Origin of the sequence: Pseudomonas sp. EA_65y_Pfl1_P113 (assembly GCF_963970525.1) — a bacterium.
GTDB lineage: Bacteria > Pseudomonadota > Gammaproteobacteria > Pseudomonadales > Pseudomonadaceae > Aquipseudomonas > Aquipseudomonas tritici.
Genome location: NZ_CAXAQM010000036.1, coordinates 1 through 26,449, shown reverse-complemented (window position 1 = coordinate 26,449; position 26,449 = coordinate 1). Strand labels below are relative to the sequence as shown.

The window sequence follows — 26,449 nt, the reverse complement described above, 5'->3', positions numbered from 1 at the left end:
TGATGAATTCAGGCATTGACCCTCGCTTCACTCGCAAGCCGTGCAATCGCCATGTCCAGTTCGTCCAGCGCGTGCAAGGCCTTGGCGTCGTCCTGTTTGAGCAGGGTCTCGGCGCGGTGGCAGGCGGCACGCAGTTGCGGTACGCCGCAATAACGGGTCGCGCCATGCAGGCGGTGCACGCGTTCGATCAGGGCGTTGTTGTCATTGGCATCGCGGGCGATGGTGATGGCCAGGCGGTCGGCTTCCAGGGAGGCCAGCAACATGGCGAGCATGTCCGCCGCCAGGTCAGCCTTGCCGGCGGCCAGGCGCAGGCCCTCTTCATGGTCGAGCACCGGCAATTGCACGCCAGGGCCGAGGCCGTCCGTTGGGCGTTCCGGGCTTTGGTTACGCAGGGCCAGGCCGGTCCATTTCAACACCACTTGGGCCAGTTGCCGTTCGCTGATGGGTTTGGTCAGGTAGTCGTCCATGCCGCTTTGCAGCAAGGCGCGTTTTTCGTTGGCCATGGCGTGGGCGGTGAGGGCGACCACCGGCAACGGCGTGCCGCTGCGCTCGCTTTCCCACTGGCGGATCGCCTCGGTGCTCTGGCGGCCGTCCATGCCAGGCATTTGCACGTCCATCAGCACCAGGTCGAAAGTGTCCTGTTTCACGGCGTCGACAGCCGCATACCCGCTTTCCACTGCACGCACCCGCGCGCCCATGTCTTCCAGCAGGGTTTGGACCAGCAGCAGGTTCGCCGGGTTGTCATCCACGCACAATACGCGCGGCGCCCGGCTGGACAGCGGCTCGCCCGGTTCGCTGCGCGATGGACGCGGGCTGATCAGATCGGACAGCGCGCGGCGCAGCTTACGCGTACACGCCGGCTTGGCCTGCAACTGGCTGTTGGGGTTGGGTACGGACTGGTTGAACAGCATCTGTTCAGTGGTGGGGCACAGCACCAGCACCTTGCAGCCCAGGTGTTCAAGGTCCCATAGATGCTGGTTGAGACGCTCGGGCGGGATGTCATTGGCCGTCACGCCAAGTACCGCCAGGTCAATCGCCTGGTCGGTCTGATGGGCACTGGTGATGCCGTTGGTCAAGCTTTCCAGGCTGTTGAACGGGGTGACTTCCAGGCCGCAGTCTTCCAGCTGGTGTTGCAGCGCCTGGCGCGCCAGTTCGTGGTTTTCCAGCACGGCCACGCGATGGCCCAGCAGTGGCGCGCAAGGCAGGTCTTCGACATCGTCACGGGTCTTGGGCAGGTTCAGGCTGATCCAGAACTCCGAACCTTCGCCCGGCGTACTGTCGACGCCGATTTCACCGCCCATCTGCTCGATCAGGCGCTTGGAGATCACCAGGCCCAACCCTGTACCGCCGGGCTGGCGCGACAGTGAGTTATCGGCCTGGCTGAACGCCTGGAACAGCGCGCGCACGTCCTGGCTGGACAGGCCGATGCCGGTGTCCTGCACGCTGATGCGCAGTTGCACGCTGTCTTCTTGCTCGTCCTCGATCATCGCCCTGGCCACGATGGTGCCTTCGCGGGTGAACTTGATCGCGTTGCTGATCAGGTTGGTCAGGATCTGCTTGAGGCGCAGCGGGTCGCCGACCAGCGCCAGCGGCGTGTCGCGGTAGACCAGGCTGACCAGTTCCAGTTGCTTGGCATGGGCGGCAGGGGCGAGGATGGTCAGGGTGTCTTGCAGCAAGTCGCGCAGGTTGAACGGGATGCTGTCGAGCACCAGCTTACCGGCTTCGATTTTCGAAAAATCGAGGATCTCGTTGATGATGCCCAGCAGGTTGTCGGCAGACTTTTCGATGGTGCCCAGGTAATCGAGCTGGCGTGGGGTCAGTTCGCTTTTTTGCAGCAGGTGAGTAAAGCCGAGGATACCGTTGAGCGGCGTGCGGATCTCATGGCTCATGTTGGCCAGGAACTCCGACTTGATGCGGCTGGCCTCCAGGGCCTCCTTGCGCGCCAGGTCCAGCTCGATGTTCTGGATCTCGATGGTTTCCAGGTTCTGGCGCACGTCTTCGGTGGCCTGGTCGATGCTGTGTTGCAGTTCTTCCTGGGCGTTCTGCAGGGTCTCGGCCATGCGGTTGATGCCCGAGGCGAGCTGGTCCAGCTCCTGGCTGCCCAACGCAGGCAAGCGGGTTTGCAAGTTGCCGTCCTTGAGTTGGGCGACCGCCTGCTTGATCTGGCCGATTGGTGAGTTGATCGTGCGACTGATGCGCAGGGCCAATGCCGCGGTGCAGATCAAGCCGATGGCAATCAGCAGCAGGCTGGCGAACAGGCTGCGGTAGCCGCGCAGCAACATGCCGTTGTGGGACAGTTCCACCTCGACCCAGCCCAGCAGGCGGTCGGCTTCATCCGGGATCAGGTCGCCCGCGAGGTTGCGATGACGACCAAACACCGGCAGCAGGTAGCGGGTGGCGTCATTACCGGTGCGCTGCAACAAATGGGAACTGTTGCCGATGGGCGCCTGGTTGAGCATGGTCGGGCCCGCATGGGCCAGGGAGATGCGGTCCGGACTGAGGAACGCCACGGTGCGCACGTCCGGCTGTTCCAGGGATTGAGTGGCGATGCGCTCCAGCAGCTCGGTGTTGCGGGCGCTCAGGGCCGGCGCCACCAGCGGAGCCAATTGCTCCGCGATCATTTCGCCGCGTTGCAGCAATTGGGTCTGCAGTTCCGAGAGTTGCATCCAGGTGAAGTAGCCCCCCAATAACGAGGCCATCAGGCTGGTCGGTAATAAGGTCAGCAACAGTACGCGGCCTTTTATCCCCATTCTTGTCAGCACGCTACTCTCCTGCCACCACATTGATATCTATGATTCGCACGGGCATCCGGCCCGCGCCACCTGCGCAGTGTAGCCATTTGCGCGGCGTGGAATCTTGCAAATTAATGACGTACGGCAATCTTGAGGTCATTTGGCGCCCGGTGGCGATTGCCTGCGGCAAGGTAATCTTGAATAATCGGCCATTGAGAATGACTTGCAGATACTAATGAATCCCGCATCAATCGGCCTGCCCAGTATCCTGACCATCGAAGATGACCCCGTGCTGGGCGCCTATGTCCATGAGCACCTGGGGCGCTGTGGTTTCCATGTGACCTGGTGCCAGAACGGCCAGCAGGGCCTGCAGATGGCGCGCGACCGGGCCTTCGACCTGGTGTTGATGGATATCCTTCTGCCGGGGCTTGATGGGCTGTCGATCCTGACCCATTTGCGCCAGAGCCATTCGATCCCGGTGATCCTGATGTCTGCACTGGGCGCCGAAGCCGATCGCGTCAGTGGGTTTCGCCTTGGCGCCGATGATTACCTGCCCAAGCCGTTCAGCATGATCGAGTTGCGTGTGCGCATTGAAGCCATCCTGCGTCGTGTGGCACTGGACCGTGGTCCGCTGCCAGCGCTCGCACCCGTGCGCGAGGATGCGCGAACCCTGCGCTTCGACGACGAACTGTGCGATGTCTTCCACTTGGCGCACCGCGCCGGCCTGACCCGCAGCGAATACCGCTTGCTCGAAACCCTGCATCGAAACAGCGAAGAGGTCCTCAGCAAAGCCTTCCTTTATCAGCATGTGTTGCAACGTGGTTACGCCCCTCATGACCGCAGCCTCGACATGCATATCAGCCAGATCCGTCGCAAGCTCAAGGCCATCGGCTACTCCGAGCGCGAAGTGCGCACGGTGTGGGGCAAGGGCTATGTGCTGAGCGGTCACGATGACGGCCTCTGAACGGTCCTTGAAACGACTGCCGGGCAAGCACTCATTATTCTGGAAACTGGCCTGCCTGCTGATCGCTTTCTGCTTGCTGATGATCTGGCTCAGTTGGTCATGGGGCCGTTACATGGAACAGAAGAACGCCTACCTGTCCGACGAGGCGCGGAGCACCTTGAGTGGTTACGCGGTGGAGGCTGAGCAGGCGTGGAGTCGTGGAGGGAGTGCGGGCGTCGACGCTTGGCTGCACGCGATGGGCAAGCGTGAAACCATCTGGATGGGAGTGATCGGGAATGACCTGCAATCGCTGAGCAGCTACCCGCTGACCGACAAGGAAAGCCAGCGCCTGACGTTTCTGCGTGGCCTGGATTGGCCGGTGAGCCGGCATGTCATCGGCCTGCCATGGCTGAAAATCCCGTTTCCCGACGACCCCGGCGCGGGTTCGCTGGTGATCGAGTTGCCGCAACGCTTCTTGCCGGGGCGCTACCAACTGTTCTGGCGCGTGGTGACCAACGGGGTGATCCCTGGCCTGTTTACCCTGTTGCTGTGCATTGGCTTGTATCGGCTGCTGATCATGCCCCTTAACCAACTGCGCGAGCAGGCCAATGCCTGGCGCGCCGATCAATTGAATACGCGGCTTTCCCTCGATGCCACCAGCCGGCAGGATGAACTGGGCGAACTGGGCCGCGCGTTCGACCACATGTCCGAGCGTTTGCAGGGCACTGTGGTGTTGCAGCAGCAGTTGCTGCGTGACATGTCCCATGAACTGCGTACGCCGCTGAGCCGCTTGCGGGTGGCCTGTGACAGTGAGCAAGACCTGGCGCAACTGCGCGAGCGGCTGGGGCGTGAGATCGACGCCATGCAGCGCCTGGTCGAAGACAGCCTGCAACTGGCCTGGCTGGACACCGAGCGCGCGCCGCTGCCCCAGGAAGATATCCAGCTTCAGGCGTTGTGGGACATGTTGCGCGAAAACGCGTGTTTTGAGAGCGATTGGCCGGCGTCGCGCCTGCCTTGCCTGCTAGGCGCGGATTGCTGGGTACGGGGCAACCTGAATGCGTTGGCGCAGGCCCTGGAAAACATCCTGCGCAACGCCATCCGCCATTCGCCTGTGGGCGGCGTGGTCAGCCTGGATGGCCGGCGTGAGGGGGATTATTGGCATGTGTGGCTGGAGGATCAGGGCGGCGGGATCGATGACGCAGACCTGGAACGGATCTTCGCGCCCTTTACCCGCCTGGACGGTTCACGCCCCGGCGACGGTGGCTTCGGCCTGGGCTTGAGCATTGCCCGCAACGCCGTGCAACGCCAGGACGGTACCCTGTGGGCGGAAAACACCGGGCAGGGCCTGCGGGTGCACCTGCGCCTGCGCGCTTGCTGAGCACGACAGGCTAGGCGCGACGCTGTTTGCGCTGTTTCCATTGGTGCGCCACCCACCAGCGCCAATAGCCCATCGTCAGGCAATAGGCGAGTGCGCCCAGCACCAACCCCAAAACGACTGAGCCCAGCAGGAACGGCTGCCACAACGTACTCAGTTGCCCGCTGATCCATTCCCAGCTCAGGTCGTCGGGCAGGCTGCGGGGGGGCACGTTCATCAGCCACGCGCCGGTCATGTAGGTGCAGATAAACACCACCGGCATGGTGATCGGGTTGGTCAGCCACACCAGGCTGACCGCGATGGGCATGTTGCCGCGCACGGTAATCGCCAGGACGGCCGCCAGCAGCATCTGCAAGGGAATCGGGATAAAGGCCGCGAACAAACCTACGGCCATCGCGCGCGCGACCGAGTGCCGGTTGAGGTGCCAGAGGTTCGGGTCATGCAGCAATGTGCCGAGAAACTGTAATGACTTGTGTTCCCTGATACTGCTGGGGTCAGGCATGTACCGTTTGAATAAGCGCCGTGGCATAAGGGGTCCAGGTCAGTTCGAGGGGCAAGTATGCTCGCATTCTATAAACAGAAAATTCAGACTTTGTGACAAAACATCATAGGCAATGTCGGACGCCCGGCTAAGACTGAGTGGATCACTTTAAAGGGATGATCCATGAGGACAGGGATGTTCGCGTTGGCGCTGGGGTTACTGGCCCTGCGTTTTTTACCTGCATTGCCGCCCACGGGATGGCTGATCGCCTTGCTGGTGCTGGCGTTGATGCTGTTGCCGTTTCGCACATACCCACTGGCGTTTTTCCTGGTGGGGCTGAGCTGGGCATGCATCAGTGCGCAGTGGGCGCTGGATGATCGCCTGAAGCCGACTCTGGACGGCCAGACACGTTGGGTGGAGGGGCGAGTCATTGGGCTGCCGCAGCAAACGGGCGAGGGGGTGCGTTTCGAATTGGCCGACAGCCGGTCGCGAAAGGCCCGCTTGCCCAAACGCATCCGAGTGTCCTGGCGTGGCGGGCCGCCTGTGCGCAGCGGTGAGCGCTGGCGCCTGGCAATTAACCTGAAGCGGCCGGCCGGGTTGCTGAATTTTCACGGATTTGACCGGGAAGCCTGGCTGCTCGCCCAGCGTATTGGCGCCACGGGCACGGTGAAGGACGGCGAACGTCTGGCTGCGGCGCACAGCGCCTGGCGGGACGGCGTGCGCCAGCGCTTGATGGCGGTGGATGCCTTTGGTCGGGAAGCAGGCCTGATCGCCCTGGTGCTGGGAGACGGCTCTGGATTGGCCGCCGCTGATTGGCAGGTGTTAAAGGACACCGGCACTGTGCATCTGCTGGTTATATCCGGCCAGCACATCGGCATGCTGGCGGGCTTGATCTACGGGTTGATCGCCGGGTTGGCACGTTATGGGCTCTGGCCCCGAACCTGGCCGTGGCTGCCGTGGGCGTGTGGCCTAGCGTTCACGGCTGCACTGAGTTACGGCTTGCTGGCCGGGTTTGGCGTGCCGGTGCAGCGCGCCTGTGTGATGGTGGGGCTGGTGCTGTTATGGCGGCTGCGCTTCCGGCACCTTGGGCTGTGGTGGCCGTTACTGTTGGCGCTCAATGGGGTGTTGGTGCTGGAGCCGTTGGCCAGTTTGCAGCCGGGGTTCTGGTTGTCGTTTGCGGCGGTGGCAGTGCTGATCCTGGCGTTTGGTGGGCGGTTGGGACCGTGGAGCGTGTGGCAGGCGTGGACCCGCCCCCAGTGGTTGATTGCCGTTGGATTGTTTCCTGTTTTGCTGGTGCTGGGGTTGCCCATCAGCCTGAGTGCGCCGCTGGCCAATCTGGTCGCCGTGCCCTGGATCAGCCTAGTGGTGTTGCCGCTGGCGTTGCTTGGGACAGCGTTGCTGGCGTTGCCGTTTATGGGGGAGGGATTGCTGTGGCTGGCGGGCGGGGCGTTGGATGGGTTGTTCAAGGGCTTGGCGTGGCTTGCCGGACAACTGCCTGCCTGGATTCCGACCGACGTACCGCAGGGGTATTGGCTGCTGAGCCTGCTCGGTGCGCTGCTGTTACTGTTGCCCAAGGGCGTGCCATTTCGGTTGCTGGGCTTGCCGATGCTGTTGCTGGCGGTGTTTCCCCCGCGTGAACTGGTGCCCCATGGGCAAGTGGAGGTGGTGCAGTTGGACGTTGGCCAGGGGCAGTCGCTGATCTTGCGCACTCGCCATCACACCTTGCTCTACGACGCCGGCCCGCGCTCCGGAACCTTTGATCTGGGCGCGCGCGTTGTGTTGCCGTCGCTGCAAAAACTCGGAGTAAAGACGTTAGACATGATGTTGATCAGCCATGCCGACGCGGATCATGCCGGCGGCGCGGGGGCGATTGCCAAGGGGATGCCAATCAAACGCGTGGTGGGCGGGGAAACCGAGGGCCTGCCGGCGTTTCTCGGTACGCAGCCGTGCAACAGTGGCGAACGGTGGACCTGGGACGATGTGACGTTCGAGCTGTGGCAGTGGCCGGACGCTATCAGCGGCAACCCGAAGTCCTGCGTGTTGCAGGTGCAGGCCAATGGCGAGCGTTTACTGTTGACCGGCGATATCGACCGCGCGGCGGAACAGGCAATGCTCGCCTCACCTCTGGCAGTGCCCACCCATTGGTTGCAGGCGCCACACCATGGCAGTCGCAGCTCTTCGTCCTGGGCGTTTGTGGAACGCCTTGCCCCTCGTTCTGTGCTCATTTCACGAGGGCGCAGCAATGCGTTCGGCCATCCGCATCCGCAGGTGATGGCGCGCTACCAGCGGTTGGGCAGCGAGGTCTATGACAGCGCCGAGCAGGGCGCCGTGCGCCTGCAACTGGGGGCATTTGCACCACCGGTTGTTGCGCGCAGTCAACGCAGGTTCTGGCGTGAACGGTTACCTTAGGCGCTTGTGGCCGCAGCCGATGGGGTCTGTGGCCGACGAACCTATATGGTAAAGTGGCGCACTTTTTCAAGGGGGCATTCACTGTGTGGGAATTGGTCAAATCCGGCGGCTGGATGATGTTGCCGATCATCATAAGTTCTATCGCCGCACTCGGCATCGTCGCCGAACGCCTGTGGACCCTGCGTGCCAGTCGCGTCACCCCCGAGCATCTATTGGGGCAGGTCTGGGCTTGGATCAAGAACAAGCAACTGGACAAGGAAAAACTCAAGGAACTGCGCGCCAACTCCCCGTTGGGTGAAATCCTTGCGGCCGGCCTGGCCAACTCCAAGCATGGTCGCGAGATCATGAAAGAGTGCATCGAGGAGGCTGCCGCCCGCGTCATCCATGAACTGGAGCGCTACATCAATGCCCTCGGCACCATCGCTGCCATGGCGCCATTGCTCGGTTTGCTGGGGACGGTGCTGGGTATGATCGATATTTTCAGCTCGTTCATGGGCTCCGGCATGACCACCAACGCGGCCGTATTGGCAGGTGGTATCTCCAAGGCGCTGATCACCACGGCAGCGGGCCTGATGGTCGGTATTCCTTCGGTGTTCTTCCACCGTTTCCTGCAACGGCGCATCGATGAGCTGGTGGTCGGCATGGAGCAGGAAGCCATCAAACTGGTGGAAGTCGTGCAGGGCGACCGTGACGTTGACCTGGTTGGGGGCAAAGCGTGAAATTTCGCCGCAAGCACCGGGAAAATGTCGATATCAACCTCGCGTCGCTCATCGACGTGGTGTTTATCCTGCTGCTGTTTTTTGTCGTCACCACCTCCTTTACCCGGCAAACCGAGCTGCGCGTCGACCTGCCGGAAGCCGTGAGCGGTTCGCCGGCCGAAGACCAGGAGGTCAAGCAACTGGACATCGCCATCAGCGCCGACGGGGTGTTTTCAGTGAATAACCAGTTGCTCGAAAAGAACGATCTCAACAGCCTGATGGATGCCTTGCAGAAAGAGTCCGGCGGCGATACCAAGCTGCCGCTGTCGATCAGTGCCGATGGCAAGACCCAGCACCAGGCTGTGATCACTGCGATGGATGCCGCCGGCAAGCTCGGTTTCAGCCATCTGCGCATGACCACCGTCGAGGCAGCGAGCCAACCCTGATGGCCATGTCCGATCGTTTGCTCAAGGCCTGGTACGAGGGCCATCCGATGCTCACGTTGCTGCGGCCGCTTGAATCCTTGTACCGCCGAGTGGTGCAGCGCAAGCGCGCACGTTTCCTTGCGGGTGAGGGCGAGATCTATCAGTCGCCGGTGCCCGTGGTGGTGGTCGGTAATATCACGGTGGGTGGCACCGGCAAGACGCCGTTGATCCTGTGGTTGATTGAGCACTGCCGACGTAGCGGCTTGCGCGTGGGGGTGGTCAGCCGAGGGTATGGGGCCAAGCCGCCGCAGTTGCCGTGGCGGGTCGAAGCCAACCACAGTGCTGAAGTGGCGGGTGACGAACCCTTATTGATCGTGCAGCGCTGCGGCGTACCGTTAGTGATCGACCCCGATCGCAGCCGTGCGGTCAAGGCGCTGCTGGCCAGTGAAACCCTGGACCTGATCCTCTCCGACGATGGCCTGCAGCATTACCGCCTGGCCCGCGACCTTGAATTGGTGCTGATCGACGCCGCCCGTGGCCTGGGCAACCGCCGTTGCCTGCCGGCGGGGCCGTTGCGCGAACCGGTGGAGCGGCTGCAGAGTGTCGATGCGCTGTTGTATAACGGCGCCGCAAGCGACCGAGACGATGGTTTTGCCTTTCGCTTGCAGCCTTGCGCACTGGTCAATCTGAAGACCGGCGAGCGTCAGCCGGTCGATCACTTTGCGGCGGGCCAGCAGGTGCATGCGGTCGCCGGCATCGGCAACCCGCAGCGTTTCTTCAACACCCTTGAAACGCTACACTGGCAGCCGATACCCCATGCGTTTGCCGACCACGCGCCGTACAGCGCCGAAGTCCTGAATTTTACACCGTCATTGCCGCTGGTCATGACCGAAAAGGACGCGGTTAAGTGCCGCGCCTTTGCCCAGCCCGACTGGTGGTACCTTGCGGTGGATGCGCTGCCGTCGCCGGCGTTTGTCGCCTGGTTCGACACGCAGCTGATGCGCCTGTTGCCTGCCCGTCTCTTGCCTTAAACCGCTTCTATCCAGGAAACACTCATGGACACCAAACTGCTCGATATCCTCGCTTGCCCGATCTGCAAAGGCCCGCTCAAGCTCAGCGCCGACAAAACCGAGCTGATCAGCAAAGGCGCCGGCCTGGCTTACCCGATCCGTGATGGCATCCCGGTAATGCTGGAAAGCGAAGCCCGCACCCTGACTACCGATGAGCGCCTGGATAAATGACCACAGCCTTTACCGTTGTCATTCCTTCCCGCTACGCGTCGACCCGTTTGCCGGGCAAGCCGCTGCAACTGATCGGCGATAAGCCGATGATCCAGTTGGTGTGGGAACAGGCCTGCAAAAGCAGCGCCGAGCGCGTGGTGGTGGCCACCGATGATCCGCGCATCATCGAAGCCTGCAAAGGCTTCGGCGCTGAGGCCGTGCTGACTCGCGAAGACCATAACTCCGGCACCGATCGCCTGGCCGAAGTGGCCACAAAACTCGGCCTGGCACCTGATGCCATCGTGGTCAACGTGCAAGGTGACGAGCCGTTGATTCCGCCGAGCGTGATCGACCAAGTGGCGGCCAACCTGGCCGCCCATGGCGAAGCGCGCATGGCGACCCTGGCCGAACCGATCGAAGACATCGACACCCTGTTCAACCCGAACGTGGTGAAAGTGGTCAGCGACATCAATGGCCTGGCGCTGACGTTCAGCCGTTCGACCTTGCCGTGGGCGCGCGACGCCTTCGTCAAAAACCCCGACGTATTGCCGAGAGGCGTGCCGTATCGCCGTCATATCGGCATCTATGCCTACCGTGCCGGTTTCCTGCATGACTTCGTCAGTTGGGGCCCGTGCTGGCTGGAAAACACCGAATCGCTGGAGCAACTGCGTGCCTTGTGGCACGGCGTGCGCATTCATGTGGGCGATGCGCTGGAAGCGCCGCCGGCTGGTGTCGATACGCCGGAAGACCTTGAGCGCGTCCGTCGCCTGCTGGGGGCCTGATGGAGGTCTTGTTTGTCTGCCTGGGCAATATCTGTCGCTCGCCCACCGCAGAAGGCGTGCTGCGCCATAAATTGCGCGAAGCGGGTTTGACAGGGCAGGTCGAGGTAGCGTCCGCCGGTACGGGTGAATGGCATATTGGCAACCCACCGGATAAGCGCAGCCAGCGTGCGGCGCTGGTGCGCGGCTATGACTTGTCGGCCCAGCGAGCCCAGCAGGTCTCCCGTGCCGACTTTGCGCGCTATGACCTGATCCTGGCCATGGACCACAGCAACCTGCGCAACCTCAAGGCTATGCAGCCGGGCCAAGGCACAGCGGAGCTGGACCTGTTCCTGCGCCGCTACGATGGCGAAGTGGACGAAGTGCCAGACCCGTATTACGAAGGTGAACAAGGCTTCGAGCGGGTCCTGGACCTGATTGAACGCGCCTGTGATTTATTGGTGATCGAATTGAAGGGCCGGTTATGACCTTGCAGGTGCTCTCGCAGGTATCGCTCAAGCCCTTCAATAGCTTTGGCATCGACGTACGCGCCCAGTTGTTCGCCGAGGCTCACAGCGACGATGACGTCCGCGAGGCCCTGGCTTATTCAGCCGCACATGCGGTGCCACTGTTGGTGATCGGCGGTGGCAGCAACTTGCTGCTGACCCAGGACATTCCTGCGCTGGTCTTGCGCATGGCGACCCACGGCGTCCGCGTGGTCCACGATGACGGCACGCAGGTGGTGGTCGAGGCGCAAGCGGGCGAAGCCTGGCACCCCTTCGTGTTGTGGACCCTGGAACAGGGGTTCTGTGGCCTGGAAAACCTCAGCCTCATCCCCGGTACCGTTGGCGCAGCACCGATGCAGAACATCGGCGCCTACGGCGTGGAGATCAAGGACGTATTCGCTGGCCTGACCGCCCTGGATCGCCACACCGGCGAACTGCGCGAATTCAGTCTGGAAGAATGCAACTTTGCCTACCGTGACAGCGTGTTCAAGCACGAAACCGGCCGCTGGCTGATCCTGCGGGTGCGCTTTGCCCTGAGCCGCACCCGCCACCTGAAACTCGACTATGGCCCGGTGCAGCAACGCCTGGCGGGGCAGGGGATCACTGAAGCGACGCCGAGCGACGTCAGCCGTGCGATCTGCAGCATCCGCCGGGAAAAACTGCCGGACCCGGCAGAGCTTGGCAATGCCGGGAGCTTCTTCAAGAACCCCTTGGTGTCCCAGGTGTTGGCGGCTGAGCTGCAGGCACTGTACCCGGACCTGGTGGCTTATCCGCAGCCCGATGGGCAGATGAAGCTCGCGGCCGGTTGGCTGATCGACAAGGCTGGCTGGAAAGGCTTTCGTGAGGGGGATGCAGGTGTGCACAAACTGCAGGCGCTGGTGTTGGTCAACTATGGAGGCGCCTCGGGGCACGATATTGCCAACCTGGCTCAGCGGATCCAGCAGGATATTGCGCAGCGCTTCAAGGTTGATCTGGAGATGGAACCCAACAAATACTGAAACCTGCTCTTAACGGCGTAAAAACAAAAATGCCCCGTATCTTTCGATACGGGGCATTTTTTATTGCGTTAACTAATCAGTCATCGCGGCTCATGATGCCGAAGATCTGCAACAGGCTGATAAACAGGTTGTAGATCGACACATACAGGCTCACGGTCGCCATGATGTAGTTACGCTCACCGCCGTGGATGATGGCGCTGGTCTGGAACAGGATGCACACCGAGGAGAACAGCACAAACCCCGCGCTGATCGCCAGTTGCAGGCCGCTGATCTGGAAAAACATACCTGCGACCACAGCCGCCAGCAGCACAAAGAAGCCTGCGGTGATGAAGCCGCCCAGGAAGCTCATGTCCTTACGGGTGATCAGCACGTAGGCCGACAGGCCACCAAACACCAAGGCCGTCATGGCAAACGCCGAGCTGACCACTTCCGCACCGCCGGCCATGCCGAGGTAACGGTTGAGGATCGGGCCGAGGATGAAGCCCATGAAACCGGTCAAGGCAAACGCCGACACCAGACCCCAGGCCGAGTCCCGCAGCTTGTTGGTCAGGAAGAACAGCCCATAGAAGCCGATCAGTACGACAAAGATGTTCGGGTAACCGACGCGCATCTGCTGAGCCACAAACGCCATTACGCCGCTGAATGCGAGCGTAAGGGCGAGCAAGCCATAGGTGTTGCGCAACACGCGGCTGACTTCAAGCTGCTCAGCCTGCGCGTTGCCATTCACTGCGTAATTCTGTTCGCGCATGGCGACACTCCTTCGGTTTTGAAACGTTCAGTCGCAAAGATCATAACAGACGCTCTGTAACAAGCGATGCCGAGAGTTTGACAGTGTGTTTCATTCGGGTATTATGGCGCCCGCTGAGACAGGATAGGCTACTATAATCCTGTGATGCGCAAGGGAAATTGGCAGAGTGGTTGAATGCACCGGTCTTGAAAACCGGCGAACGTTAATAGCGTTCCCAGGGTTCGAATCCCTGGTTTCCCGCCAAGATTCAAACAAAAGCCCCGCAATGCGGGGCTTTTGTGTTTCTGGGGTTTGGGTGGAACATGACGGTTTTGAGAGGCGTTCCGAAACTTTCGGGTAGGCGTTCCGAAACTTTGCCTATTTTGATGGTTTAGCAGTGGCGCCAATCCTCCTGTAAACCCGCTTTGTGATCTCCTGCTTACTGTGCCCTAGTAGCAGGCTTGCGTCGCCAATATCGATGATTTCCGATGCTGCTTTCGGTCGGATGTCGCGAAACTGAAAACCGCCAATCTTCGCGGCGAGGAGCGGATCGCCCTCTTCGATTGCTTTGGCACAAGCCTTCTCCCGCGCCTTGTCCCAGCGCAAGCGCAGCATTCCCTTCGTCATTCGCTTTCCGTGTCTGTTTATCAGCAAGTACTTCGAGAGGTGACCGGCATTCCTCTCCGTAATTTCCCGAATCAACCTACCCAAGCTGTTTTCTCCCTCCTCTGTGCACATCAGGATCCTTAGCTTCAGCCCTGTCTTGCCTTGCGTGACCAAGAAGTAATCGCCCTCAACGTCGTCCCTGCGCATGACGATCACGTCTGCTGGCCGCTGGCCTGTCAGGTAGCCCAGGTCCATGGCTTCTTTTAGTTCAGGCTCAGCCATCCCGTAGACCGCGTCCCAAACCGCGGCATTCGCGTAGTAGTCACGCGGCGTTTCCTTGTTCTTACGGATGCCCTGGCACGGGTTCTCCCGCTCGGTCAGACCCCATTCCCGCGCCATGTTGAAAACGTGGGAGAGTAGGGCGATCTCCCGATTGGCCCGTACCTTGGCGGTACGGGCGTCGCGGTATCCAGCGATGCTGGCTGGTGTGATTGAGTCGATGGGCGCTCCATCGAACATGGGCCGCAATTGTTTGAGTTCGGCCAGATTGTCCTTTTGGGTGCGCTCGCCTTTTTTCGGAATGACGTCGCGGACGTATCGATCAAAGATCCCCTTCATCATCGTCAGATCGGCTGGCTTTTCTTTGGACTCAAGCTCTGCCCACTTCAATCGGGCTTTGCTCAAGTCTCCCCCAAGCGGGATCTCCTTTCCCGTTGAGTCTCTGTAGTAATAACCCACCCACACTTTACCGTTCTTGCGAGGGCGTTTTCTCCGAACCATTCCCGGCGGTAAGTCCCTGTTTTCGGTGTTTCGAGGTCGCATCTCAGTTCACCCTGGAGAAGTCAGGTGTCCAAGCTGGTCTCGCCGGCGGTGTGCTCTGTTCTGCGAACGTCGGACTGGTCATGCCAAGCTTCATACGAGCGTACATGCGCCCGACCAATGGGCGGCCACCACGGCTCTCAACGAATACCCAATTGCGGTCGTTGAGCCATCTCCGTTGATGGGCTCGCTGCTTGTATCCAGTAAGGTCGGCCAGTTCTTCGTCCGAGAAAATTTCAGTTTCTAAAGTTCTGGTGAGCGAATGGTGCGCATACCCCAAGACAGGCTGCGCGAGCGGGCGCTCCTGCCCGAACGCTTCACCATCAAGGCCGACGAGATCCAGGGCATTCGCGCCTTCGGCACGCGCAGCGAGTTGCAGGCTGTGCAGGATGTGGTCAACAAGCGCCTGGCGAAAGCGCGTCGCCAGTTGGACGCCACCCACGAGTTCCAGCGCATGGGCGCGTTGAACGGGCAGGTCCTGGATGCCGATGGCAAGACGGTCCTCTTGGACATTTATAAATCCTTCGGCGTGAATCGCCTGAAGCTTCAGATGGGGCTGAACAGTCCAGACACCGAGCTGCGGGTCAAATGCGGCGAAGCGTTGGACATGCAAGAGGAAGCTCTCGGCAGTGTCACCAGCAGCGGCTCCCGCGCGATGTGCGGCAAGAACTTCTGGAACAAGCTCATCGTGCATAAGTCGGTCAAAGAGACCTACCTCAACACCATGCAGGCCGCGTCCCTGCGTGGCGACGCCCGTGAAAGCTTCGAGTTTGGCGGGATCGTTTGGGAGCGTTATCGCGGCAAGGTGGCGGGTGTTGCGTTCGTCCACGACGACAAGGCCCTGCTGATCCCCGAGGGCGTGCCGGATCTCTACATCTCGTGCTTCGCGCCGGCCGACTACATGGAAACGGTCAACACCCAGGGCATCCCTTACTACAGCAAGATCGAGCCAATGCAGTTCGGCAAGGGCGTAGCCGGTGAAGCCCAGTCCAACCCGCTGCACCTGTGCACGCGTCCTCGGGCGCAGATTCTGCTGGAACTCTGACCGTGGCCTTCCGCGATCTGATCGACGACATCGACGATGCTGTCTTCGAGACCTTGGGCGACAGCGCCCAGATCGAAGGCCGCGTGGAGCCGGTGCTGGGGATGTTCGCGGCGCCGTGGAAGCAACCGCAGTTCGGCAAGGTCCACACCGGACTTCGCGAGCCTCGCTTCGAGATTCGCGTGAAGGATTCGGACGGGCTGAGCAAGGGCCTGCGGGTCACCATCGACCTGCCAGCCTTGGATGGCGGGGGCGACTACGACCTGCTGCAGCTGGAGCCCGGTGGCGATGGCCTGGTGGCCCTGATCTTGAGGAAGCGTCCATGAGCGTTGGTAGCCATGTGCAGCAGAACCGCGACAGCGGGATGATCAACATCATGCCGTCGGCGGTGCATTCCCAGGCCTTGCGTGAGTTCGGCCAGTTGGTGCCCAAGGCTGCTGCAGCGGCTCAACGTCGAGCGATCAACAAAACGTTGGGCTGGCTGCGAACCCACATCGCGCGGTCAGTGGGCAAGCAGGAGCGGATCGCCATCGGCGCTGTTAGGCAACGCCTTCGGGCTTACCCGGTCAGCGGTGGGGCGATGCGTGGCAAGTTGTGGTTTGGGGTCAACGCCATTGAGGCCAGCCGCATCGGTCGACCTCGGCAATCCCGCTCCGGTGTATCGGTGGCGGGGCGGCGATACCAGGGCGCGTTCTTCAAGCAGGTGTATGGCAGCAGCCCCGACATCTGGATTCGTACGTCGAGCAAGCACTTCAACGCCACGGATTATCCCGGCAGCACGCAGGGGCGACGCAGCTCTGGCTTTATCGCGGAAAGCGACAACCGCTTCCCGCTGGCGAAAGCCAAGGTCTCGCTGGACCAGGTGCGACCGCACTTCGATAACTGGGTGAAGCGCGCCGATGAACGCTTGTTGGAGATCCTCAAGCAAGAACTCAACTTTGAATTGCAGAAGTACCTCAAGGGGACCGCCCGTGTCTGATCAGCCCTTCAGCCTCGACCGTTTGTATGAGGCCATCGAGCAGCATCTGCGAGAGCAGTTGCCTGGGATTCAAGGCGCATCGTTCTGGCCAGATCTATCGGCAGACACCAGCATCCCCACGCCGGTGGTGCTACTGGAAATGGCCGAGATGGAACCCGCACCAGATATCGGGACGGGTGAAACCGCGCTGACCTGCGAGTTCGAGGCGCGAATAATCGTCGACTCGATCAGTGCAGATCCGCAACGGCAGGCTGTGCAGTTGGCCTCTCAACTGGCGGTGCTTCTGCGGGGGCAGAGTTGGGGCTTGGAGGTCGATTGCGCGCAGTTCGTGCGCTCCACCCAGGACTGGACCAAGCCCGAACTGGACGGCTACTTCGTCTGGCTGGTCGAGTGGGATCAGACGGTTTACCTGGGCACCGAAGAATGGCCGTGGCCGGATGAGCCGCCGGGCTCGCTGGTCATCGACCTGGGACCTGGCGTTGGTTCGGTCAATCCAGAGGATCTGTTATGAGCTATGTCGCTGCCCAGCACGACCGAATGATCGCCTCGACGGTGATGCCCTGCGTCGTTGTTGGGGTGGATCTGGCCGCAGCCATGGTCCGTGTTAAGTCGGGGGACTGGACAAGCGCTTGGGTGCGCTGGCACAGCCAGGCTGCTGGCAAGGCACGCCACTGGCGGGTGCCGAGCATAGGAGAGCAGGGCGCGTTGATCAGTCCCAGTGGCGAACCTGCGATGGGCACCTTCATCCCCGGTTTGTACGGCAATGCCGGCGCCCAGCCGGACAACCGCGACCACGTGGAGGTTTGGCGTTTCGATGACGGTGGTTCACTGGTTTACGACTGGCAGGCTCACAGCTACAGCATTGATCTGCCGGCCGGCACCGTCAGTATCAAAGTCGGTGGCTCGGTGCTGGAGATAATGCCGGACAGCGCGCGGTTGGTGTCGAGCAAGATCAACCTGGTGGGTTTGGTCACCATCGATGGTGCTACCCAGATCAACAGCACGTTGAACACGACGGGCGACATCAACAGCGCCGGCAAGGTCATCGATGTCGGCGGCAACACGCCGAACCACAAACACTGATTCCGACCCGCATAGTGCGGGTTTTTCCTTTTAGGAGCATCCGTTGATGAGCAAGAACAAACCCGACAACCAGGACGATGCAGGGCCTGGTCGCGTTTTCCGCGACACGCTCTTCACCTCGCGCACGCTTGTCCTTCCCGACGGCAGCACCCTGCCGGTGGTCAAGGCGCGCGTGACCGCAACCACCGATGAGCAACTGGCCTTTCTTCAGGCCCAGCCGATGGCAATTCCGTTTCACTGACCGCACCACACAAAAAGCCGTCAAGGCCAAGTACCAGGACAAGAAAACTGGTGAGCTGGTCAACTTGACCCTGGACAACGACGACGCGCCTGCAGGTTTACCGTCGGTTCATACCGACCGGCATATTCATCCGAATAAATCCGCCGCCGAGCAAGCAGCCAAGGCGCGACTCGCGGCGTTCAACCGCTCGACCGCTGAGGTTCGCCTGGAGATGGTTGGCCGTACGGATCTGTTTGCTGAGCGGCAGATCAATGCGCAGGGCTTCAAGGAAGGGCTGGACGGGGAGTTCCTAGTGGAATCGGTGGAGCAGGTGTTCACCGAGTCCGGTTGGAGTACCACTGTGGAATGCAATGCAGGGAAGAAAGGTAAAGCCAAGGCGGCAGGGAAGAAAAAGTCCAAGGAGGTCAAAGTCCTAGAGTTGTAACTGGGTCATACCTGCTTCAACACCCGCCGCCATTGAGTGGTATTTTTTTGTCTGGGAAAGAGCGATGTCCATCACCGAGCATCAACTTCAACACATCATGCCCAACGCCCGCCGCCAAGCGGGCGTTTTTGTATCCGCCCTAAACGCAGCCATGGCCAATCGCAAGATCGATACACCGAAGCGTCAGGCAGCCTTCCTCGCCCAGATCGGCCACGAGTCCGGGCAACTGCAGTACGTGCGTGAACTGGGGGGTGATCAATACCTCAGCAAGTATGACACCGGCACGCTCGCTGCCAGATTGGGGAACACGCCTGCCGCCGACGGAGACGGGCAGCGCTATCGCGGCCGTGGGCTGATCCAGATCACCGGCCATGACAACTACCTGCGTTGCAGCCTGGCGCTGTTTGGTGATGAGCGGTTGCTCCGCACGCCGGAGCTGCTGGAGCTGCCGCAATGGGCGGCAGAGTCTGCGGCGTGGTACTGGTCAGTGAACGGGTTGAACGCGCTCACGGATCAAGAGCAGTTCAACACCATTACCCGCCGGATCAATGGCGGGCTCAACGGCCTGGAAGATCGGCTGCAGCTTTGGGCCAGAGCCAGGGAGGTGTTATGCGTCTCCTCGACTTGATCCCCGCGCAGTTCCGAATTGCCGCCGTCGGTTTGTTGTTGGTCGTTCTGACTGCTGGGTCTGCTGCATCGGCCTGGATTGCTCAAGGCTGGCGTTACGGCCAGCAGTTGGAACGCCAGGCCCGGCTCCATGCCGACACCCTCACCGAGTTATCCCTTGCCAGCGCCGCTTTGCAGCGCGACGAGCAGGGCAAGCGCTTCGCCCTGGAGCAGCGCCTGCAGAACAATGACGAAACCCACCACAAGGAATTGACGGATGCGCAAACCAAGCAGGCTCGTCTGCGTGATCGCCTGGCTACTGCTGATCTGCGGCTGTCAGTCGTACTCGCCGCCACCGATGCCACCAGCGGCTGTTCAGTGCCAGCCACCACCGCCACCGGCCGCGTGGTTCATGGCCCCACAAGAGTCCAACTTGACCCAGCGCATGCTCAACGAATTATCGGAATCACCGATGCCGGCGACCAAGGATTGATCGCCCTGCGGGCCTGTCAGGCCTACGCAAAGGAAGTTTCTACACCGAAGTAAAAGGAGCGGCTGGGCAGGATGCGTCAACATCCAACCCGGCCACCTTCCCCGCAGAACGTCCCTGCAAGTCCAGCCAAGGCTCCTGCTTCGTGCACAAAGCGGAGCGAGCCTAGCACTGTTTATCCATACAGAAAAGGTCTTGCTTTTATATGTCCACACCCATCATTCCTTGGATGGGCGGCAAACGCCGCCTGGCCGACCGCCTTATCCCGCTCTTCCCACCCCACGAATGCTATGTAGAAGTCTTTGCCGGCGGCGCCGCGCTCTACTTCATGCGTCCTCAGGCCGCGCCAGTTGAAGTTCTCAACGACATCAACGGCGATCTGGTGACGCTGTACCGCGTCGTGCAGAACCACCTGGAAGAATTTGTCCGCCAGTTCAAGTGGGCGCCCAGTTCGCGCCAGGTGTTTGAGTGGCAGAAGATGACCCGGCCTGAAACCCTCACTGACATCCAGCGCGCCGCGCGATTCTTCTATCTGCAGCATCATGCCTTCGCCGGCAAGGTGACCGGGCAGACGTTTGGTACCGCGACCACTGGCCCGGCCATCAATCTGCTACGGATCGAGGAGAACCTGTCTGCAGCGTGGCAGCGGTTGTCCGGCACCTACGTGGAAAACCTACCTTGGTTGGACTGCGCTGAGCGCTACGACCGTGCACACACGTTTCACTACATGGATCCGCCTTACTGGCAAACGGCAGGCTATGGCGTGGATTTTCCATTTGAGAATTACGAGCGCATGGCTGATTTCATGCGGCGTTGCAAAGGGAAGGTGATGGTTAGCATCAACGATCATTCCGATATCCGGCGTGTGTTTGATGGGTTTCACTTCGAGATGATTGATATTCGATACAGCACAGCTAATCAGCGGCAAGGGAGGGCCGAGCTCAGTGGCGAGCTGGTGATCATGAACTGGGAACCGGCGGCGTTGGGCGGGTTGTTTTGAATGTTGCGTGGTATTTTCCGTGAACACCACGGCACGCGGGTCTGTAAGCTATTCAGGAGGCCCGTTGCAAGCTCTCTCAGGATCGTCCGCGATTCGTCATCAATCCTGACAGAGAACCCTATGACTACACCCATCCGCCGCGCAACATTCCTTCGTCCAGGGCAATTCAAACACTGATCCGTGTCATATCTGTTAGTTGCCGTCTGCCAGAGCGCGACGTGATGCTCTTATGGCTCACACACACCGCTGGAATTCGCGTCACCGAACTGGCCTTGCTGGAGGTCCCAGACGTGCTGTACCCCAGCGGAGCTATTAAGTCCGAGGTGTATCTACGAGCAGACATCACCAAGGGCTGCCAACCCAGCAATTTATACCTGATACATGCTCGTTGCCTTGCCGCCTTGCCGCCTTGCCGCCTTGTACCGCTGGATCGCGGTTCGCTTTCAACGCGGCTGGGGCCTTTCCGGTGCTGATGAATATCGGCGGCTGCGCCCAGGGTCAAGCCCCCCTAACACAAGTGCTAAGGGTTTGAACTTGCGTTTAAACATCGCCAATTGGACAGCGGTCCTGAGGTTTACGGTGCCAGTGAATCACTCCGGCAGACGATCAGTCGGTTCTACAGGCAGGCCGGTGTCAAGCACGGTTCGTCCCACATTGGCAGGCGGCTGGCTGCGACCGGCGAGGAGACGTTACACACCATCCTCGGTCATGCCTGCCTCGATCACAGCAAGCGGTATCTCACTGTTGACATCGAGGTTATACGTCGCGCTTTCGAGCTTGCACTGGCATAGTGATATCGGTAACTCTTTCGGCTAGTCAGCATTGATATGAAAATGCTCGCTGAGGAACTCGGCTCGAAAGGGCCTTTTTCGGTAGGATAGACGCGGCTTTTGCGTCCATGGAAATGACGGTGAGTGACAGAGAATCATGAAATCACTTTTGCTAATTACGGCGCTGTTTTCTTTTGCAGTCTTGGCTGCAGAGGCACCGCCAGCACAATCAGGCCCAAACCCCATGCATTTTACAGGGAGAGTTTTCACGCTTGCAGTTAATGACCCGCTAGAAAACATCAAGCCCCCTGCAAAGGTTGGGTACACCGCATTAGTTCTTGATGAGTTGATGACTGTTCGAACAGATATTGGCCAAGAAGTCACTACGGACCGTGTTCAGTTCGTATTAGATAATGGCAAAAGCGTACCGAATGGGGCCAGGGTGAAGCTCGACTGTGGCTTTGTCATGGGGGCTGAAACTCATCACCACTTCGAGCCGCTGTTTTGCGGCCAAAGTAAACTAACATCGTTACATTAGTGGCCAGACCGCTTCACTAGAGCCATCATGGCTCAGATGACAGGGCTAGCCAGGTGTTGGCTTAAAGGTACTGCTCGGCATCCCAGGGGTTCTGGAGCAGATATGCGTAATCAACCACGGGGCCAAGGAAAGGAGTTGTGATGTTTAGCAGAAGTTTTCACGATCTAGATGAAGGTTATGAGCTTCAGGCCGTCATCCGGCGAAACGATGGGGATGAAATTGTTTTCGATTTCTGGCATTCGGAGGATGAGCAAACCTACACAGTAAAACTCACCAGAAACAACGGTTCCATTTTTACAGGCATTGCGACTAGCCAAGAGTTGCCTGATGTCGCTCAACTGACGTGCCGCGTTTTTGTCGATCCCGATGAGGGCGACATAATTATCTTCGGCTCCAAGTGGAAATACCCAGACAATCCAAAAACGTTTAACTGGGTTGTTCGCCTCGAAGGCGAGTAGAAAGAAAAGTCCTGTCGTCAGGTACTTTTTGCTCGGTGGTCAGAAGTAATGTGACCGACTCGACTAGTGTCGAAGGTAAATCAGCATATTTCAAAAAAATTTAATTAAAAACGGAGTAACAAAATGAGCAGAACGCCTAATGATGACCGTAGTGACAGCATGAACCCGAACAATGATGCGTATGACTCAAGCATGGATAACCACTCCAATCAACTCAACCCCAATAACGATGCTTATCAAGGAGCAAATGAAGATGATATGGATCAGGGTGATTGTTTCGAACATGGAGAGTAAGCGAGTTTGATTCCTTCGCTTCTCATGCGCGCGCAAGCAGCAATTGCAAAGCGAATGACTCAAGGAAAGCCCGGTGCGCTGGGCTTGTCGAGAGCCTATTTAGCGAGTCGTCTGCCGACAGTCACAGACGCAATGGAAAATCCTTTTCTTGTCATTTTGGCACATGACATTCACTGAGCAGCAGATGACTATCCCACTCCGCACTTTATTCCCTGACCTAAATTACAAAGAACACAAAATCCATTTTGCCTGCTGGAATCAGTATAGCCAGCCTTTAGATGTCTTCATTCGATCTCGTAAAGAATGGCAACAGTGGAACTCTTGGCGGGGAAAGCGGGATGACTTCAATCGTCGATACATTTTCTCGCTAATCGATTTTTATCCAGAACCAAAGGCAAATACATGGCTGTTTGGAGGGGTTTGGGAGGTCCTCAGTTCGACCAACGTTCCAGAGTCAACCGCCTATAGTGTGAGGTTACTTGAAGAGTATGAACATCTGATTGGTAAGCTCAAAATCGAAGCACCGCCCATTGGCCGCGCCCGGCGATGTCTGATGGAAGAGTATGCCGACGGTATGTGTATCGTTGAGCTGTTTAAGGAGATCTACACCGGCGAACGCTTCCCAGGCTTCGACAATTTATCGCTGAGCTATTCTGCAATGGAAACAATCTTTTTGACGGAGCGCCTCGACTGGAAGACCGCCCTGGAGAACACCAAAGGTGTGTACCTAATTGCCGATAAGAAAAATGGAAAAAAATATATTGGGGCTGCATATGGCAAAGAGGGCCTTTGGTCGCGCTGGCAGGCCTATCTTCTAACGGGGCACGGTGGGCATAGCGATGAGCTGACCAAACTGATTTCGACAGAAGGAATTGAGTATGCTCGTGAATATTTCAGTTTTACCTTGCTCGAATATCGCTCAATGCGAACTGATGATGAGGTCGTCATCCGACGAGAAAGTTTTTGGAAGGAGGCTCTGCATACGCGAGGTGCTTTTGGATACAACAAAAATTGATCCGGACGGCACCCTCAAGCCCTGGCCTAAAAAAGCCGGGGCCAAGTGCGTAGAGGTGCTCCCATTTAGCGTCCTAGTATGGGAGAGAACAAGGTGACGGACTACTTCAGTGACCGCGAGAACGGGCCTGTTCCTCGCATAGATCAGGTGATTTCGCCGCTTGCTTGGGCCGGTATTGTGGCTGTGGTTCAGGGATATATAGCCAATGGTGGTTTTGGGTTCCGCTTTCCGGTGAATTGTCCCGATGGAGCCGCCCCTTACGGTACTGATGAGAAAGCCCTGGGGGCCAATGTCAGGGCCCTGATGCCTGGCTTAGAATGGCCGCTTCAAACTACTCAGACAGATCCTGATTTTAGCTTTGGGTCCCCAATCCCAATGGCACCAGCAACTCTGCTAATTCTGGATTTCGTAGAGTATGTGCATGATGTGGTGGCGAAGCCTTTTGTAGTCAAACGTCACGATTATCACAATCACAATCACCTTGGTTTTAATTAGAGTGAAGGCCAGTTTGAGTTCATGGTCGACGTTAACAGTGTATTTGCGCGATGCGGAGTAGCCTACGAGTTGCAATCCGATGGGCGAATCGTACGCCTATTGCCTCGGCCGAAGCATTCGGTTCGGCAACTGAAGACGTTCGGCACTTTGAACTGAGGCGCGCTGCTGGTACCGTAGCGCGTGATGCGATATTGCCACTAACCTGAATTTCGTTGCAGAATCAATTTTTCTATAAGATCGAGATGTGCTGATGCCGTTGATTATGTTTAGCGTGATAGCGTTCTTTTTTATAGGCCTAATCGGGTTTATATTCCATAAGTCAAAGTTTTGGACGTGGGTTGATTGCCTATATTATCCATTAGCGGCAATTGGGATAATCCTATTATTTCACAACAATAGCGGACAGCGACAAGTAGTTGAGGCAACACAGAAACAAGAATTACTTCAAAGAGAGCAGCGGCTGGCACTAGAAAATCAACCGCGCGTAAAGGTTAAGATGGATATAGGTCTTTATGAAGGTTATATAAACTTGATAAATTCAATTCCAAAATTGACCGAGATTTGTAAAGACAACGTCTCAACACCTGAATGTGATGCCGCAAAAAAATTATCCCCCATGGTGACCAAATTCGTTTCAGTTGCTAACGCTGGCGCGGGTTTACCTATCGAAAAGCGACTTTTAAAAGTCTGCAATAGCGCAGAATCAATGCTGCTGGAGATTGAGGAGTCGAAGGTGTTACTCTCCACTACCACCCAAGAATTAATCAAAAGCTATAAATCACTTTCTCAGAGAGATTTAGGACTCGGTGCATATTACGAAGTCAGTATTGCCAATGGTGTGATTAAGAGCAAAAGCTTGGACCAAATACAGATGCTTGATGAAGCGGTTTACCGCGGGTCGGAAGCAGGAGACTACGTTAAGCAAATTCAACTTGCACAGGTCGATAACGCTACACTTATTCTCACTGCGCTTACCCCATGCTTATCCACTCCAAATAGCGAGCTGAAGCAGCTCAATGACTGGACAGAGACACAGATTACTACCCAGCAAAGTATTGATAAATATACTAAAGTTATTGAAGCTTCAAAAAACTATTTTGATCCGAAAACCTATGCATTTCAGCTGAATCTTTGGCCTTTTTTGCTTATTCTGGCGTTAGCTTTAAAGTTTGGTAAAGGTGTGTCCTCTGTGAAATCACAGTGCGTGGCGATATTTGAACTATGCAAGACTTACTGGGTACGCCTCTTAAATATAAATTAGCGTAGGAGCGTCACTGCGCATCTGACGTTCGGATTTGTGCTTTATTGGCGGCATACTGTTGATGATGCTTTCCGACATCGTTTTGCCTAAGTAGTGTGCGTAAAGTACAGCGGTGGCTCTTAGGGTGAGATTGTAAACTGTCTACCTTTGGCCGATTTATGCCTGTTGTGACTGGCATAAATCGGCCAGAAGCAGTCATTCAATACTCTACAAAATCAGGGGCGATTCAGAATTTTCTCTCCGCCATTTTCGGATCCCCGGCTGGGAATTGCACGGGCTCGCCTTCCTGTGCATTCGACTTAACCATTCATGCGCACCATTTTTGACCAGCAAGATTAGCGGAAAACAGCAAGACATAAAAATGCGCTAAAATCGTTGGCCATGCTCAGTGGGACGGATAAAGCCCGCCCATTAACCGAATGGTAAATGGAAAATCAAAGTCGGCAACATGGTCCAAAATAAATGAAGTTTAAAGATGGTGATAGAATAAAAATTAAGCCGCACTTGTGGTGGCCGAATGGTGGGGTTGGAGTGGTTTCGTTACCGCCAGAATTTGTAAAAGAAGCTTTGGATGGCGAGGTGGCATTCACTAGTACTCAGCGAACGATTGCTGGCAAAGAAAGAATTATCACGAGTGTCTGGGTTAATTTTGACGAGCCGGTAATGGATTGTAGTGGTGACGGCCCTTACATCGACGGAGAGGTCTCCATAGAATATTTGGAGCATATGTAGTGAAGCAACCGCTGGAGGTCGCATTGCGTCAGTGCGGCATCCAATGGCCGCAGACATCATTGATCTCGCGCAATAATATTTATGGCGGTCAAGAAACGGATAATTAGAACAAAGCATTACCGTATAGGCTTGGACGTCCGCGTCGGAAATTAATAGAACTCTCCTGGAGGCCGTTTTTTTGCCCTCCCAGAAGGGCTGCTCTGGGTCGACTCCCGCCCATTGTGACCGGGAGAGGTCGGCGAAAGTGGTCCCGCGAGCTATGCCAGCATATGAAGCATGTCCATGAACATCGGACCTGAGAGATCACGTATCTCTCCGTCGTCA

General features: G+C 58.2%; 30 protein-coding genes, 1 tRNA gene and 2 pseudogenes. 28 read left to right on the top strand and 5 right to left on the bottom strand.

The window, feature by feature from the left end:
- Positions 1–8 precede the first annotated feature (8 nt).
- A complete protein-coding gene (locus AACY52_RS23810) occupies positions 9–2,762 on the bottom strand; it encodes a response regulator (protein WP_339436961.1) in 2,754 nt (917 codons plus the stop codon).
- Positions 2,763–2,967: 205 nt separating this feature from the next.
- Here AACY52_RS23810 and AACY52_RS23805 point away from each other — a divergent pair, with 205 nt between their 5' ends.
- Complete coding sequence (locus AACY52_RS23805) at positions 2,968–3,696, top strand: response regulator transcription factor (RefSeq protein ID WP_339421059.1); 729 nt, start codon at positions 2,968–2,970, stop codon at positions 3,694–3,696.
- A complete protein-coding gene (locus AACY52_RS23800; protein ID WP_339421061.1) occupies positions 3,683–5,053 on the top strand; it encodes a sensor histidine kinase in 1,371 nt (456 codons plus the stop codon). The genes AACY52_RS23805 and AACY52_RS23800 overlap by 14 nt, the downstream gene beginning before the upstream one ends.
- A gap of 10 nt (positions 5,054–5,063) precedes the next feature.
- Here AACY52_RS23800 and AACY52_RS23795 read toward each other — a convergent pair whose 3' ends face one another.
- Positions 5,064–5,579, bottom strand: a complete 516-nt coding sequence (locus tag AACY52_RS23795) for a DUF2062 domain-containing protein (protein WP_339421063.1) — start codon at positions 5,577–5,579, stop codon at positions 5,064–5,066.
- A 135-nt stretch (positions 5,580–5,714) separates the two neighbouring features.
- Between AACY52_RS23795 and AACY52_RS23790 the strand changes: the two genes are divergently transcribed.
- The 8 genes from AACY52_RS23790 to murB all read left to right on the top strand — a co-directional run bounded on the left by AACY52_RS23790 (position 5,715) and on the right by murB (position 12,545).
- A complete protein-coding gene (locus AACY52_RS23790; RefSeq protein ID WP_339428207.1) occupies positions 5,715–7,940 on the top strand; it encodes a DNA internalization-related competence protein ComEC/Rec2 in 2,226 nt (741 codons plus the stop codon).
- Between the two features lie 83 nt (positions 7,941–8,023).
- Positions 8,024–8,659: a MotA/TolQ/ExbB proton channel family protein gene (locus AACY52_RS23785; RefSeq protein WP_339421067.1), complete on the top strand. Its 636-nt coding sequence runs from the start codon at positions 8,024–8,026 to the stop codon at positions 8,657–8,659.
- The gene (locus AACY52_RS23780) at positions 8,656–9,084 is read left to right on the top strand and encodes a biopolymer transporter ExbD (protein WP_339421069.1); all 429 of its coding nucleotides are present in this window, start codon (positions 8,656–8,658) and stop codon (positions 9,082–9,084) included. Before AACY52_RS23785 ends, AACY52_RS23780 begins: the two co-directional genes overlap by 4 nt.
- A complete protein-coding gene (gene lpxK, locus AACY52_RS23775; RefSeq protein WP_339436958.1) occupies positions 9,084–10,094 on the top strand; it encodes a tetraacyldisaccharide 4'-kinase in 1,011 nt (336 codons plus the stop codon). Before AACY52_RS23780 ends, lpxK begins: the two co-directional genes overlap by 1 nt.
- 24 nt (positions 10,095–10,118) lie before the next feature.
- Positions 10,119–10,304: a Trm112 family protein gene (locus AACY52_RS23770; RefSeq protein WP_003174668.1), complete on the top strand. Its 186-nt coding sequence runs from the start codon at positions 10,119–10,121 to the stop codon at positions 10,302–10,304.
- Positions 10,301–11,065, top strand: coding sequence for a 3-deoxy-manno-octulosonate cytidylyltransferase (kdsB, locus tag AACY52_RS23765; RefSeq protein WP_339506132.1), 765 nt, complete (start codon positions 10,301–10,303; stop codon positions 11,063–11,065). Before AACY52_RS23770 ends, kdsB begins: the two co-directional genes overlap by 4 nt.
- Positions 11,065–11,529 (top strand): low molecular weight protein-tyrosine-phosphatase, encoded by a 465-nt coding sequence (locus AACY52_RS23760; RefSeq protein WP_339421075.1) that lies wholly within the window; start codon positions 11,065–11,067, stop codon positions 11,527–11,529. Before kdsB ends, AACY52_RS23760 begins: the two co-directional genes overlap by 1 nt.
- Positions 11,526–12,545, top strand: a complete 1,020-nt coding sequence (gene murB / locus AACY52_RS23755) for a UDP-N-acetylmuramate dehydrogenase (RefSeq protein WP_339436956.1) — start codon at positions 11,526–11,528, stop codon at positions 12,543–12,545. Before AACY52_RS23760 ends, murB begins: the two co-directional genes overlap by 4 nt.
- 76 nt (positions 12,546–12,621) lie before the next feature.
- Here the strand turns inward: murB and AACY52_RS23750 are convergent, their stop codons facing one another.
- The gene (locus AACY52_RS23750; protein WP_003174664.1) at positions 12,622–13,293 is read right to left on the bottom strand and encodes a Bax inhibitor-1/YccA family protein; all 672 of its coding nucleotides are present in this window, start codon (positions 13,291–13,293) and stop codon (positions 12,622–12,624) included.
- 152 nt (positions 13,294–13,445) lie between these two features.
- Between AACY52_RS23750 and AACY52_RS23745 the strand changes: the two genes are divergently transcribed.
- Positions 13,446–13,536: transfer RNA gene (locus AACY52_RS23745), tRNA-Ser, on the top strand.
- A gap of 114 nt (positions 13,537–13,650) precedes the next feature.
- Here AACY52_RS23745 and AACY52_RS23740 read toward each other — a convergent pair.
- Both AACY52_RS23740 and AACY52_RS23735 read right to left on the bottom strand, forming a co-directional pair.
- The gene (locus tag AACY52_RS23740; protein WP_177036048.1) at positions 13,651–14,700 is read right to left on the bottom strand and encodes a tyrosine-type recombinase/integrase; all 1,050 of its coding nucleotides are present in this window, start codon (positions 14,698–14,700) and stop codon (positions 13,651–13,653) included.
- 1 nt (position 14,701) lies between these two features.
- Positions 14,702–14,977 (bottom strand): DUF4224 domain-containing protein, encoded by a 276-nt coding sequence (locus AACY52_RS23735; RefSeq protein WP_339560843.1) that lies wholly within the window; start codon positions 14,975–14,977, stop codon positions 14,702–14,704.
- 24 nt (positions 14,978–15,001) lie between these two features.
- Between AACY52_RS23735 and AACY52_RS23730 the strand changes: the two are divergent.
- From AACY52_RS23730 to AACY52_RS23650, 17 genes and pseudogenes are all read left to right on the top strand, one after another.
- Positions 15,002–15,742 (top strand): annotated as a pseudogene (locus AACY52_RS23730) (major capsid protein); the annotation flags it as partial.
- 2 nt (positions 15,743–15,744) lie between these two features.
- The gene (locus AACY52_RS23725) at positions 15,745–16,065 is read left to right on the top strand and encodes a hypothetical protein (protein WP_339560842.1); all 321 of its coding nucleotides are present in this window, start codon (positions 15,745–15,747) and stop codon (positions 16,063–16,065) included.
- Positions 16,062–16,718 carry a hypothetical protein gene (locus tag AACY52_RS23720; RefSeq protein WP_339560841.1) on the top strand — a complete coding sequence of 219 codons (657 nt, stop codon included), beginning with the start codon at positions 16,062–16,064 and terminating at the stop codon, positions 16,716–16,718. The genes AACY52_RS23725 and AACY52_RS23720 overlap by 4 nt, the downstream gene beginning before the upstream one ends.
- On the top strand, positions 16,711–17,229 hold the full coding sequence (locus AACY52_RS23715) for a hypothetical protein (RefSeq protein WP_339560840.1): 519 nt from the start codon (positions 16,711–16,713) through the stop codon (positions 17,227–17,229). Before AACY52_RS23720 ends, AACY52_RS23715 begins: the two co-directional genes overlap by 8 nt.
- The gene (locus AACY52_RS23710; protein WP_339560839.1) at positions 17,226–17,801 is read left to right on the top strand and encodes a phage baseplate assembly protein V; all 576 of its coding nucleotides are present in this window, start codon (positions 17,226–17,228) and stop codon (positions 17,799–17,801) included. Before AACY52_RS23715 ends, AACY52_RS23710 begins: the two co-directional genes overlap by 4 nt.
- A gap of 46 nt (positions 17,802–17,847) precedes the next feature.
- On the top strand, positions 17,848–18,042 hold the full coding sequence (locus AACY52_RS23705) for a hypothetical protein (protein ID WP_339560838.1): 195 nt from the start codon (positions 17,848–17,850) through the stop codon (positions 18,040–18,042).
- A pseudogene (locus AACY52_RS23700) lies at positions 18,017–18,466 on the top strand (phage late control D family protein); the annotation flags it as partial. The gene AACY52_RS23705 and the pseudogene AACY52_RS23700, both read left to right, overlap by 26 nt.
- Before the next feature lie 64 nt (positions 18,467–18,530).
- A complete protein-coding gene (locus AACY52_RS23695; protein WP_339560837.1) occupies positions 18,531–19,094 on the top strand; it encodes a glycoside hydrolase family 19 protein in 564 nt (187 codons plus the stop codon).
- Positions 19,076–19,618, top strand: a complete 543-nt coding sequence (locus AACY52_RS23690; RefSeq protein ID WP_339560836.1) for a lysis system i-spanin subunit Rz — start codon at positions 19,076–19,078, stop codon at positions 19,616–19,618. Before AACY52_RS23695 ends, AACY52_RS23690 begins: the two co-directional genes overlap by 19 nt.
- 149 nt (positions 19,619–19,767) lie before the next feature.
- Positions 19,768–20,562 carry a DNA adenine methylase gene (locus AACY52_RS23685; RefSeq protein ID WP_339560835.1) on the top strand — a complete coding sequence of 265 codons (795 nt, stop codon included), beginning with the start codon at positions 19,768–19,770 and terminating at the stop codon, positions 20,560–20,562.
- 927 nt (positions 20,563–21,489) lie between these two features.
- Complete coding sequence (locus tag AACY52_RS23680; RefSeq protein WP_339560834.1) at positions 21,490–21,870, top strand: hypothetical protein; 381 nt, start codon at positions 21,490–21,492, stop codon at positions 21,868–21,870.
- 140 nt (positions 21,871–22,010) lie between these two features.
- Positions 22,011–22,328, top strand: a complete 318-nt coding sequence (locus AACY52_RS23675; RefSeq protein ID WP_339560833.1) for a hypothetical protein — start codon at positions 22,011–22,013, stop codon at positions 22,326–22,328.
- 123 nt (positions 22,329–22,451) lie between these two features.
- The gene (locus tag AACY52_RS23670) at positions 22,452–22,622 is read left to right on the top strand and encodes a hypothetical protein (RefSeq protein ID WP_339560832.1); all 171 of its coding nucleotides are present in this window, start codon (positions 22,452–22,454) and stop codon (positions 22,620–22,622) included.
- 184 nt (positions 22,623–22,806) lie between these two features.
- The gene (locus AACY52_RS23665) at positions 22,807–23,637 is read left to right on the top strand and encodes a GIY-YIG nuclease family protein (RefSeq protein ID WP_339560831.1); all 831 of its coding nucleotides are present in this window, start codon (positions 22,807–22,809) and stop codon (positions 23,635–23,637) included.
- Positions 23,638–23,730: 93 nt separating this feature from the next.
- Entirely contained in the window at positions 23,731–24,132 is a 402-nt protein-coding gene (locus AACY52_RS23660) for a hypothetical protein (RefSeq protein WP_339560830.1), read from the top strand.
- Positions 24,133–24,382: 250 nt separating this feature from the next.
- Complete coding sequence (locus AACY52_RS23655; RefSeq protein WP_339560829.1) at positions 24,383–25,393, top strand: hypothetical protein; 1,011 nt, start codon at positions 24,383–24,385, stop codon at positions 25,391–25,393.
- A 462-nt stretch (positions 25,394–25,855) separates the two neighbouring features.
- Positions 25,856–26,125 carry a hypothetical protein gene (locus tag AACY52_RS23650; protein ID WP_339560828.1) on the top strand — a complete coding sequence of 90 codons (270 nt, stop codon included), beginning with the start codon at positions 25,856–25,858 and terminating at the stop codon, positions 26,123–26,125.
- The last annotated feature ends 324 nt before the right edge of the window (positions 26,126–26,449 follow it).